Origin of the sequence: Pseudomonas sp. ICBG1301 (genome assembly GCF_016918385.1) — a bacterium.
Lineage (GTDB): Bacteria > Pseudomonadota > Gammaproteobacteria > Pseudomonadales > Pseudomonadaceae > Aquipseudomonas > Aquipseudomonas palleroniana.
The window spans coordinates 88,303-99,048 of sequence record NZ_JAEKGB010000016.1 but is presented as its reverse complement, the minus strand read 5'-3'; the positions used below and the strand labels follow the sequence as shown (position 1 = coordinate 99,048).

Annotated in this window: 9 protein-coding genes; 3 read left to right on the top strand and 6 right to left on the bottom strand. The window is 58.3% G+C overall.

Going from position 1 to position 10,746, the window contains the following annotated elements:
- From JBE38_RS26695 to JBE38_RS26685, 3 genes are all read right to left on the bottom strand, one after another.
- Window positions 1-1,774, bottom strand: a 1,774-nt coding sequence (locus JBE38_RS26695; protein WP_240202613.1) for a DUF6531 domain-containing protein, incomplete at its 3' end; no start/stop codon positions are given.
- A 198-nt stretch (window positions 1,775-1,972) separates the two neighbouring features.
- Window positions 1,973-3,454, bottom strand: coding sequence for a methyl-accepting chemotaxis protein (locus JBE38_RS26690; RefSeq protein WP_205345504.1), 1,482 nt, complete (start codon window positions 3,452-3,454; stop codon window positions 1,973-1,975).
- A gap of 110 nt (window positions 3,455-3,564) precedes the next feature.
- Window positions 3,565-4,371: a TatD family hydrolase gene (locus JBE38_RS26685; RefSeq protein ID WP_060753239.1), complete on the bottom strand. Its 807-nt coding sequence runs from the start codon at window positions 4,369-4,371 to the stop codon at window positions 3,565-3,567.
- Between the two features lie 235 nt (window positions 4,372-4,606).
- Between JBE38_RS26685 and JBE38_RS26680 the strand changes: the two genes are divergently transcribed.
- The 3 genes from JBE38_RS26680 to JBE38_RS26670 all read left to right on the top strand — a co-directional run bounded on the left by JBE38_RS26680 (window position 4,607) and on the right by JBE38_RS26670 (window position 7,135).
- Complete coding sequence (locus JBE38_RS26680; RefSeq protein WP_205345503.1) at window positions 4,607-6,028, top strand: transglycosylase SLT domain-containing protein; 1,422 nt, start codon at window positions 4,607-4,609, stop codon at window positions 6,026-6,028.
- Between the two features lie 103 nt (window positions 6,029-6,131).
- Window positions 6,132-6,566 carry a DoxX family protein gene (locus JBE38_RS26675; protein ID WP_060753241.1) on the top strand — a complete coding sequence of 145 codons (435 nt, stop codon included), beginning with the start codon at window positions 6,132-6,134 and terminating at the stop codon, window positions 6,564-6,566.
- Window positions 6,567-6,826: 260 nt separating this feature from the next.
- On the top strand, window positions 6,827-7,135 hold the full coding sequence (locus JBE38_RS26670) for a hypothetical protein (RefSeq protein WP_060753242.1): 309 nt from the start codon (window positions 6,827-6,829) through the stop codon (window positions 7,133-7,135).
- 4 nt (window positions 7,136-7,139) lie between these two features.
- Here JBE38_RS26670 and JBE38_RS26665 read toward each other — a convergent pair whose 3' ends face one another.
- From JBE38_RS26665 to JBE38_RS26655, 3 genes are read right to left on the bottom strand one after another with little or no spacing between them, the layout of a single operon-like run.
- The gene (locus tag JBE38_RS26665; protein WP_205345502.1) at window positions 7,140-8,885 is read right to left on the bottom strand and encodes a GldG family protein; all 1,746 of its coding nucleotides are present in this window, start codon (window positions 8,883-8,885) and stop codon (window positions 7,140-7,142) included.
- A 15-nt stretch (window positions 8,886-8,900) separates the two neighbouring features.
- The gene (locus JBE38_RS26660) at window positions 8,901-9,626 is read right to left on the bottom strand and encodes an ABC transporter permease (protein WP_205345501.1); all 726 of its coding nucleotides are present in this window, start codon (window positions 9,624-9,626) and stop codon (window positions 8,901-8,903) included.
- The gene (locus tag JBE38_RS26655; RefSeq protein ID WP_205345500.1) at window positions 9,623-10,549 is read right to left on the bottom strand and encodes an ATP-binding cassette domain-containing protein; all 927 of its coding nucleotides are present in this window, start codon (window positions 10,547-10,549) and stop codon (window positions 9,623-9,625) included. The genes JBE38_RS26660 and JBE38_RS26655 overlap by 4 nt, the downstream gene beginning before the upstream one ends.
- Between the last annotated feature and the right edge of the window lie 197 nt (window positions 10,550-10,746).

Genomic DNA, 10,746 nt, shown 5'->3' with positions numbered 1-10,746 from the left:
GAACCTGATAGTCCACCGCCACAATGCGCCCAAGCTCATAGCGCAAGAACAGCGAGCGGCCGACGCCGTTATCCAGCCGTTCAATACGCCCCGAGCGATCCCGCAGAATACGCAGCCGGTTGTCGTACGCATCGCTGATGGCGGTCAGCACACCGTCGCAAAAGTGGTAGAAGCGCGACGCCTGGGCCAGCACTAATTCATCGGGCAGAGCGCCCAGATAGATCGCCGCTTCAGCCAGGCTATTGGTGATCGCGGGCCGCGACGCGGTGGGCAAAGGAAACTCAGTGCAGCGATTCTCATGATCCGTCCACACCACCGAGTCGCCATCAACGACAAGCCTGTGCGCCAGCGCATGGCTCCAGCCAAACCCCAACCCACAATCCACCTCCACGGCACTGGTGCGATACAGCCGCGTCCACTCAAACGGCAACACGCCATCCAGCGTTCCATCGGTGAGGGTCAGCAACTCCTCGCCAGTGACCATCGACACCGGGCAGCCATGGGAGGCGGTCTTGTCCGCCGATGCCGAAGCCTCCCCGTTGAGGTTTTTCCCCGAGGCCGGCACATCGTTGACAGGCTCCTGCCTGACCAGCACGGTACGTTGTGTCGCCTTGTCCCGAACCGCCGGTACGGGGTTGGAAACCAACTGATCGCCAGCTTTCAACGGCCCAACCGGCACCGTCTTGATCGGTATCGGCGCACTGTTCAGCAACAGCGGTTTCAGCGCTTCTGCATGGGGCTCCAGAGGTGGCCCCACCAGCTGATTCGCCAGCGTTTCCAGCCAGCCGCGCACCCGCCCGGATTTGATAGGCCCCAATACCTGGGCTCCCAGCCGAAGTTGCACGCCCATGCCCCGGGTGGCCCAGATCAGAAACAGGTTGATCAGTACTTCGCCAGTGATTTCACCCAGCAGCTCATACATGTCTGGCGGCGGCAGCATGCGTATCCAGGCGACCATGGCTGATAGGTAAATGAACAGCAGTGGCTCGTCGCTGAGCACGAGCAAGCCCTGTGCAACGGCCTCGCTGCTCAGTTTCAGCAGTTGATCAAGTTCAGTTTGGGAGAGGTATTGCAGCAGCTTCTGGCTGTTGGGCTTGATGTCCGCCAGCAGGTCACAGAGTTGTGTGATGTTGTCCCAAAGGTTGTAGAGGGCTTGGGCGATTCCGCTTGAGAGCGCCACACTTTGCATCACACTGCGTTCCAAAGACGTGGCCTTTGAAAAGTCGCTCCACTGGGCGCTGAAGGTCTGCGTCCATTCAATGCGCAGTCGGGCTTCCAGCCCCGCGATCACCGATTGATAAGACGCATACAGCGCCTTGACGTGGTCCTTGGACACGTTGGGATAGAAGGTGACTTGATAACGCTGATCACGCGTGCAGCCCTGGACTTCAAGGATGCCGCTGGGGCCGATGGTGTCCTGGATGGGTGGCCCCACCGGGCTGCCATCTGCTGCAATGGCTTGCAGCGCCACGGGTGTATTGCCGATGGGCACGAACTGCGTGCTTTCGAACATATGCACCAGGGTCAGTGAACCCTGGGCTTTGCACAGGGCAACGGTGGCGCTGGGCGCTGTAGACGAACTCGGCGCGGTCAGTGCGACGTTGTCGCCGACCTTGAACACCTGCTCAAGATCCAGTGCCGAACCGCTCCAAAAACTTTCAGCCCAGTCGTCGAAGGTATTCAGGCAGGTTCTGAAATCACGCAAGACATGTTCAACGTCCGGCGTTTTGGCGTCCATGGGGGCCAGGACAAACCTGGCAATCACCGGGATCAAAAGGCAGCCCTATCGGGCAAGGTAGTTACGGAGAAGTACATCGGCGGTCCCTCGCACTGAATGATCAGGCGAAGGACTTTGGAGAGGTTTGTAAGGAAAAGAAGCCGGACCTATTCGTCAACAGAAGTAGGGCGTTTCGCCAAAAGTTCGAGTAAATCGAGCTTCTGTTGTAGGCACAGGATTAGAGGTTGAACAGCCCTACAGCTTCAGCTGCCCGATCGCTTTGCTTAGCGCTCCAGCCAGCGTCGCCAGTTCATTGCTGGTGCTGGCCGAGCCCACGGTCTGTTGCACGGTGTTTTCCGTCACATCGCGAATACTCACCACCGCCCGGTTCATTTCTTCGGCGACATGGCTTTGCTGCTCGGCGGCCACGGCGATCTGAGTGTTGCTCTCGCGCATCTGTGCCACGGCCCCCGTGATTTCGGCCAGTGCGGCGCCGGCTTCCTGGGCCTGCTGCACGCAGTCGTCGGCCTTGAATGAGCTTTCTTGCATGAAATCCACCGCATCGCGAGTACCGGCTTGCAGCGCCGAGACCATGCGGGTGATTTCATCGGTGGAGCTTTGCACGCGTTTGGCGAGGTTGCGCACTTCGTCGGCGACGACGGCGAAGCCCCGGCCCATTTCTCCGGCGCGAGCGGCTTCGATGGCGGCGTTAAGGGCGAGCAGGTTGGTCTGTTCGGCGATGCTGTGGATCACGCTGACCACGCCGTTGATTTTCTGGCTGTCCTCGGCCAGTTTCTGGATCATTTCCGCCGTTTGTTGCACGCCGGTGGACAGCCCGGCAATGGAGTGTTGCACGCGGATGACCACCTCCTGGCCGCTGCCGGCAAGGGTGTCGGCGGTCTGGGATAGATCGCGGGTGGCGCTGGCGTGTTGGGCGATGTGGTGGACGGTGGCGGTCATCTCATTAATCGCCGTGGCGGCCTGGTCGGTTTCGCTCTGCTGGCCGAGCATGCCGTGTTGCACTTCGTTCATGCTGCTGGCCAGGCGTGCGGCGCCCTCGTCCAGTTGCCGAGCGGTGCTTGCCACCGTGTTGACCACGCGCTGGTAGCCGGCCTGCATGGCGTTGAACGCGCTGGCCATCTGGCCGACTTCGTCTTTGCAGGCCAGGGGCACGCGGGCCGACAGATCGCCGGTTTTCTCAACGTGCAGCATCACGTCCTTGAGGGTATTGAGTTGACTGAGCAGGAAACGGATCAGCAGTTGCGAGGCACCGAGCATCGCCAGCATCAGGATCAGCACCGCCACCGCGTAGTTGGCGAAGCGTTCGGCGAAGACCTGGCTCAGGCTGCGTCCATAGGCCAACACGGCGATCTGTGGCCCGCCGGCACGTGTAATGACTTCAGCACCGATCAGCGGGTTTTCACCGAACAAGGCCCTGTGATTCAGCTCGACCCAGCCGCTGGCGCTGCTGAGGGCTGACAGATCCTGGTCTGCCAATTGTGGGACTTGGCCCCGGGCAAACGTCAACCAATGCTCGTCCGTGGGCAGCGCCTTGTCGGCAGGCCAGGCCGCGAGCAATCGTGCTTGCGCTTGCGCCGAGGTTCGGGCCGCATCGTTGCGTGCCTGTTGTTCGAGCTGCACGGCGTACAACACCAGCAACAGGGTGGTGATGAAGGCCACCGCGTTGACGGCCCAGAATTTGTATTTCAGCGAGATATTGCTAAGCCAGGCACCCATGGAAGGTTTTCTCTGATAGCGGAAACAGCATTGGCAAGGTGCCATTATTGTGCCGCTATTCAGAAATCCGGTTTTGACATGGGTCAATGCACCGCATCGACCCGGTTGTCTCAACCCAGGCAGGGCAGCCCAAAAAACGCACGGGCACAGGCTGTGCTGTGTTCGGCCAGATCTTCCGGGGTTTCGCTGCGGTGCAGGGCAACCTCATGCAGCACCTGCGGCAAATAGGCCGGTTCATTGCGACCATTTTTCGGCTTTGGTCGCAGGGTGCGCGGCAGCAGGTAGGGCGCGTCACTTTCCAGCATCAGGCGCCCGCGCGGGATTTCCCTGACCAGTGGATGCAGATGTGTCCCACGGCGTTCGTCGCAGATCCAGCCGGTGATGCCGATATGCAGGTCAAGGTCGAGGTAGCTGAAGAGCGCCTGCTGCTCGCCGGTGAAGCAATGCACCACGGCGGCGGTCAGGTGGTCGCGGTAATCCTTGAGGATCTCCAGCAGGCGCTGGTTGGCATCGCGTTCGTGGAGAAACACCGGCAGTTTCAACTCGACCGCCAGGGCCAGGTGCTCTTCGAGGACTTTTTCCTGCTGAGGGCGCGGGGAAAAGTCCCGGTTGAAATCCAGCCCGCATTCGCCCACGGCACGTACCCGGCCTTCGCTGAGCAAGCCGCGTAAACGCTGGGCGCTGTCGCCGTTCCAGTCGCTGGCGGAGTGCGGATGGATGCCCGCCGTGCTGAACAGATGCTGGCCGCTGTCGTCGAGTTTTACGCACAGTTCCAAGGCTTGTTCGCTGCCGTCGACACTAGTACCGGTCAGCACCAATTGTTGTACGCCGGCGGCATAGGCGCGATCGAGAACGGCTTGATGCCTCTCGTCGAAACTGGGGTTGGTCAGGTTGACGCCGATATCAATGAGTTGCATGGTGCTATCTCCGCCTGCGGCCGGAAAGCATATCAGAGCTGTAGATTTATAAGAAAACGAAGAACTACAACGAGTTAAAGCTGTCTTTGAACGTCGCAAGTGACATTGTGGTGGGCCGAATGCCTGCCTCCCTGCCACCGTTGCGCGCCTTGCCAGCGCTTTAAGCGCTCTGTTTCTGACCTCCAGTGCCTCGTCTTTCACGAGGGCGCTGGCCAGTATTCTTTCCGGAGAGCGGATGATCCGACCCTCGGCGTTGCTCATGTTGTGCTTGACGTTGCTGCTGCCGATGACGGCGGCAGCGCGTCTGGACGGCCCGGTGGAAGTGACCAAGCCCGGCAAGGTGCGAGACCTGGCGCAGATTCGTTCCAGCCGCACCCTGCGCGTGCTGGTCAATCAGAGCCGCAACAGCTCGGGCGAAATTCAGGGCCAGGCGATCGGTGTCGAGTACCACCGCCTGCGCGCCTTTGAGCAGTACTTGAACGGCCATGCCCGTGACGGTGAAGAAATCAGCCTCAAGATCATTCCCAAGGCCAAGGACCAGTTGCTCGGCGCGTTGGCCCGTGGCGAAGGTGACCTGGTCGCCCCCGGCGAGCTGTTGGATGTAAAGGCTGCGCACAAGCTCAGCACCAGCGATCCGATCGTCAGCAATGTGCCGTTATGGCTGGTGAGAGTGAAAGGTGAGCGCCGGTTTACCAGGCTTGAGCAATTATCGGGGCGAACATTGTCGCTGACCACCGGCAGTGCCGCGGCGGATGCCATCAGCCAGGTCAATCAGAAGCTTGCGCTGCACAAGCAACCACCGATAAAGGTGGAGTGGGTCGATCCGACATTGGCGGTGGAAGATGTGCTGGAGATGGTCCAGGCCGGGATCTTCCACTTGACCATCGTTGAGAAACCCATCGCCGAACGCTGGTCGAAAATCCTGCCCAAGCTTCGTTTTGACAAGCAGGTCGTGATCAGCGAGCCGGGTGACGAATATTGGTTCGTGCGCCAGGATGCTTCGATGCTGCGGGCCAGCATCGATCGGTTCCTCAAGGTTTATCGCACCCCGTCCGATCAGGATGTGGCCTTTCAACGGATCTACCGACGCCTCTATCAGGTGCGCAACCCACTGGCTCGCGCCGACCGCCAGCGCCTGGAGAAGCTGCGCCCGGTCCTGCAAAAACATGCCCGGGAGCAGGGCATTGACTGGTTGAACCTGGCCGCGCTGGCGTTCAAGGAGTCCGCACTGGACCCTGGTGCGCGCAACAGCGGTGGGCCTACGGGCTTGATGCAGATCACCCCTTCAGCGGCCCAGCGGGTCGGGGTGAATAGTATCGAGAGCCTTGATAGCAATGTGCAGGCGGGCGCGCGCTACTTGTCGATGATCCGTCGGAAGTTCTTCGCCAGCCCCAAGCTCAACGAAAGAGAGCGCATGGCCTTTGTATTGGCGGCTTACAACATGGGCCCGGAGCGCGTACAGGGCATGCGGGCGGAGGCGCGACGGCGTGGGCTGAATCCGAACCAGTGGTTCTTCCAGGTTGAACGCATTGCCATGGAGCAGGTGGGGATGGGTGGCGTCAGCTATGTTAATAGCGTGAACAAGTATTACCTGGCGTTCAATCGGGAGCGGGAGTCCCTGGAGCCGGCAGGGCCAAAGATCGCCTCACGTAAATAATCGATTTATTCGATGTCTATTAGGCATTTTTTCGGCTTTTAACATTGCTTAATTTGATTAATATAGCGGCCAACCACCCCCTACTTAGAAAAGGATTACCCCGATGAGCCCACTGATCAAAAGCATTCTGTCCACCCGCGCCGGTTATGGCCTGACCATCCTGCGTATCTTTGTCGGCATTATCTTCGCCGCCCACGGCTCACAGAAACTCTTCGGCTGGTTTGGCGGTTATGGCCTGGCCGGCACTGCACAGTGGATGGAAAGCATCGGCCTGGCACCCGGCACCCTGATGGCCGTGTTGTCGGGCGGTACCGAGTTCTTTGCCGGCCTGGCGCTGATCATCGGCTTGTTGGCACGCCCTGCGGCATTGGGTTTGACCATTCTTACACTGGTGGCGATTTTCTCGGTGCATATCCACAACGGTCTGTTCATGGCCAACAACGGTTATGAGTTCGCATTGGCCTTGCTGGGCGGTACGCTGGCCGTGCTGCTGGAAGGCGCCGGCAAACTGTCGGCCGATGGCGCCATCAGCCGCTGACCCTCGGTTAACGTCCCCCAAAAGCCCGCCACGTGCGGGCTTTTTCGTTGTCCGGGATTCTTGACACTGGCCTATCGGCTTCTCTAGGATGCTGCTCATGCGCCGATTTAAACAGCTAATTGCGGGGCGCCACCGGGACTCGATGCAGCCCGACAGGAGACGGTTCTGCCCTGCAGAGCACACTTCGAAATACCGCTAAAGCGCTGGTTCGGTGTTGCCTCTCACCTGCCCGCAGACTTTTGAGGCAGAGACACGACACGATGAATGCACTACGCCCCCTTATTCGACTCGCCCCGATCACTGCGGGCCTGACTCAACGCAATCCAAAGATCCTGCTTGGCGGCAAGCACCAGCCGACGCTGCTGCGTTATCTGGATGGCTGGCCTCGTCGTACTGGGCGGCCTTCGGCGTTTCTGATCCAGTTCGTTGAAGACGGTGATTCCCTGGCGCGTTTTGCCAGCAACAGTTTCGACCTCGCGGTGATACAGGCGCCCAGTGCCGGCAATGCCGATGACGTGATCCGCCACCTCACGCGTATTGCCCGACAGGGCCTGATCACCCGCCGCTGAGAGCTCAGTGACCGGCCGCTGAAGAGCGCGCCCGACGCCGACGCAACCAAAAAGCCAGCATCCAGGCGATCAGGCATAACAGCAGCGGCACCGTCGCGATCAGCAGCAGCTTCAGGCTGTCTTCGAAGCGATGCACGGGCGCGTAAGCCTTGACCCTCAGCGCGTTGAGTTCCATGGGCAGTCGCAGGCGCTCCTTGTTGAGCGCTTGCAACTGGGTATTGGCTGCCACTGCCTGGGTACCCACACTCGCAGCCTGTGGGTTCAAGCGTTGCCACTCTTGTTCCGTGTGCTCAAGTCGTCGTTCCAGCTCTCCCGCGCTTTCCCGATAAGCCTGCGCCGCGGTCTCACGCATGTGTTCGAGCGTATGCAGGGGCCGGCTGTGCGTGGCGCGTGGTCGAATGGCCGCAAGCGCCGGTGATGCCGCCAGGTTATCCAAGGTGTTCAAGACAAATTGCACGTTGCTGTTGGGGGCCGAGCGGATGACCGCGTCTGCGAGCATATCCGTGTCGGCGACCACCACGACCTGGATCTGTGAGGCTTTCTGCACTCCGGGTGGCTTTCCATTCAGTCCCTCGGGAAACACCGAGTAGGCGGGGCCCTCAAGGCGAGCCGCAATAACGTGGGCCTGCCTGGGCGCAGCGGCGTTATCGGCAAGTGAATCGAACGTCGTCGCGAAAGCAAATTGCCTTGCGTCGAGCAGTACCGATTGCCGGGAGCTTTGCAGCAGGGGCGTGAAGGTCATACGGCTTTTCCGCGTGCGGGAAAGTGCGCCGCTGCTCGACACGATCATTGAGCTCAGTTTCCAACTGCTTATATCGTTGGCGGTCATGGCCTGTCGTGGCAGGTTCAGCCTGGCCGGGTGCAATACCATCGGCTTTCCTGGGCCCTGGGTGGCCGATGAGGCGTAGAGGCTATCGACCAACAGCTTGTCCGTCGGCATCTGCACACTCCAGGCCGCAAGCAGTTCCTCCAGCTTGGAGTCTGTCGAGACGGAGCCCGTGGCCATCTCGCTCACCGGGTCGATGAAGATCATAAGCCTGGCGCCCTTTAATACGTGCTGTTCAATCGCATACAAGGCTTGCTCGGGCAGGGTGCGCGGGTGGATGACCATCAACGTTCCGATCGATGCCGGTACCTGGGCGATGTTGGCGCTCAGTTCCACCAGGTTGAAATGCCCGCGCATCTGCGCCAACAGTTCTCCCGCAGCAGCATTGGACGCGAGCCCCGACAGCACGCCGACAGTCGGACGTTCAGGCTGCATCAAGGCATGGATCAGTTGGCTGATTTCATACTCAAGCAAGGGCGCCTGGTCTGGGCTGAAAGCTTCGATGCGCTGTGCACTTTGGCCGGTGCGTGTGCCGATGAGGCCCATGAAACCTTGCGTATTATCCAGTCCGAATAAACTGGCCTTGTAGGCTTCCTCGGAAAATGGGGCCGGGTCGATAACATGCAGGTTGATCAGGCCCCTGGCTGCTTTTTCAAACTCCCTGAGTAAATCTTCCACTCGTTGACCGTAGCGTTTTAATGCGTGGGGTTTCTTGGGATCATTGACTGAGTTGAAGTAATACAAATCCAGCGGGCCTTCGAGAGTTGTAAGAAAGTTTCTCGCGGCCGGCGATAAAGTATGGTTTTTCTCTTGTGAAAAATCCCAGCGAATGTCAGGTAGTTTTTTTATCCAGACCAGATTGAATGCGAGAAAAAGTAGCGACATGACGATGAGCGTCATGCCTGTACGAAAAGCGGATCGCATCAGGGGCTTTCCTTCTCAGCGGTTTTTATAGTTGAGTGTGACAGTCGTCGCTGAAAGAAAAACAAGGATGATACTGATGAAGTAAAACACGTCGTGAAGGGTCAGTTTTCCGCTGTCCATCGTGTTGAAACGTAAAATAGGATTGAGCGATATCAAGCTATCGACCACCCATATCGGGGCCTGATGTTCCAGCGCATCGAGTATGGAAGACAGGCCGCTGATGGTTAGTAGCAGACCCAGCGTCAACAGGAAAATCACAATGCGTTGGTGAGTCAGTACACAGACAAAGCAACCGACCGCCAGGTAACTGCCCGCCAGTAACCAGCTGGCGATGAATTGTGAGGCGATAACGCCGTTGTCGGCGGTGCCAAGATAGTGAGTGGCGATCACTATTGGAAAGTTTAAAAGCAGGGCAATGCTGCACACGACCCAAGCCGCCATGAACTTTCCGATAACGCGTTCCGTCGAGGTGACAGGCAAGGTTTTCATCATGTTCGAAAAGCTCGCGTTATGTTCATCTGACCATAACTGCGTCGATAAAGTGGGAATCAGCAGAAGATAGAGCCAGGGGTGAAACTCGAAGAAGGCTTGCAAGTCGCCGCTGTTTCGCTCCAGCCACTGCTGGGTGTGCAACCCCAGCGTGGCACAGAGCGCCAGGAACACCGCTACGCTCAGATAAGTACTGGGTGAAGAGGCATAACTGGCGAGCTGGCGTTTGAAAATGACGGTTAGCAGTTTCAAGGGGATACCTCTTGGCTGAGATGGTGAACAACGTCGTTCAAGCGTCCTGGCTCCAGGTGCATGGACGTGATGTTCCAGCCGCGGTGGGTGATGAGCGCGTTGATGGAAGGGAAAATGGCGTGGCCAGGCATGGCCAGAACCGTCACCGTGCCCGGTGTATGCCGGTCTTCTTCAATGCCTGCGACGCCGGGTAAGACGGCGAGCGCCAGTAAATCCAGTGGTGTATTGGCGGCCAGGGTTACAGCTTGGTAATGTCTGGAGCTGCGTTGCAGGTCCACCAGAGAGGTATCGGCCTTCAGGCGCCCCCCCGCGATAACCAGCGCCCGGGTGCAAAGATCAGACAGCGCGTCGCAATGACGGGAGGCGATGATGAGGGTCATTTCTTCGCTCAGGGATTGGATAAGTGTCCTGAGCTTGAGCCACTGATCAGGGTCAAGTCCTTCCAAGGGCTCGTCCAGTAAAAGCAACTCGGGTGAATGCACGATGGCTTGGGCAATTGCAACTTTGCGCTGTATGCCAAGGGAGAGCGTATCCATCGGGCAGTTGAATACGGATGACAGTTCCAGGCGCATAACGACTTGATCAACTCTTTTGCGTTTTTCGGCACCACGCAATCCCCTGACGGCGGCAACAAAGTTCAGCAGGCTTTTGACGGACATCACATCGTGACTGAGGCCGTCATGAAGTTGATAGCCCACTGCGTTCCTTGTTTGAATGGGATCGGGCTGGGTACTCACACCCTGAATATTGATTTTTCCGGAAGTTGGCTTGATCGCACCCGAGATCAAGTTCAATAACGTTGTCTTGCCGGAACCCCGCTCGCCAAACAGACCTATGCATTCTCGCCGCTGGGTGCAGAATGAAAAGTCGGTAATGATGTTTTTTCTGCCAAGTTGTTTCGTCAGGTTGCTTATCTCGATCATGGGTTTACCGAATAAGTTTGGCAGGGGTGGATGGCCGTTGAGGTCATTAAAAAGGGTACGTTCAATAGTTGCGCTTGGGAACGCGTGATCTGATTAATAAGACAAGTCCTACGCTCGGTTTGATAACTCACTGAAACAATTGTTTTGTTTTGAGGGCTTGTTAATGGTCGGATGTTTATCTGATGTTTATATAAAGT

Excerpts from the sequence above, each read along its gene's own strand:
- JBE38_RS26675 (WP_060753241.1), top strand. The coding sequence starts at position 6,132 with ATGAGCCCACTGATCAAAAGCATTCTGTCCACCCGCGCCGGTTATGGC.
- JBE38_RS26670 (WP_060753242.1), top strand. The coding sequence starts at position 6,827 with ATGAATGCACTACGCCCCCTTATTCGACTCGCCCCGATCACTGCGGGC.
- JBE38_RS26680 (WP_205345503.1), top strand. The coding sequence starts at position 4,607 with ATGATCCGACCCTCGGCGTTGCTCATGTTGTGCTTGACGTTGCTGCTG.
- JBE38_RS26665 (WP_205345502.1), bottom strand. The coding sequence starts at position 8,885 with ATGCGATCCGCTTTTCGTACAGGCATGACGCTCATCGTCATGTCGCTA.
- JBE38_RS26655 (WP_205345500.1), bottom strand. The coding sequence starts at position 10,549 with ATGATCGAGATAAGCAACCTGACGAAACAACTTGGCAGAAAAAACATC.
- JBE38_RS26690 (WP_205345504.1), bottom strand. The coding sequence starts at position 3,454 with ATGGGTGCCTGGCTTAGCAATATCTCGCTGAAATACAAATTCTGGGCC.
- JBE38_RS26685 (WP_060753239.1), bottom strand. The coding sequence starts at position 4,371 with ATGCAACTCATTGATATCGGCGTCAACCTGACCAACCCCAGTTTCGAC.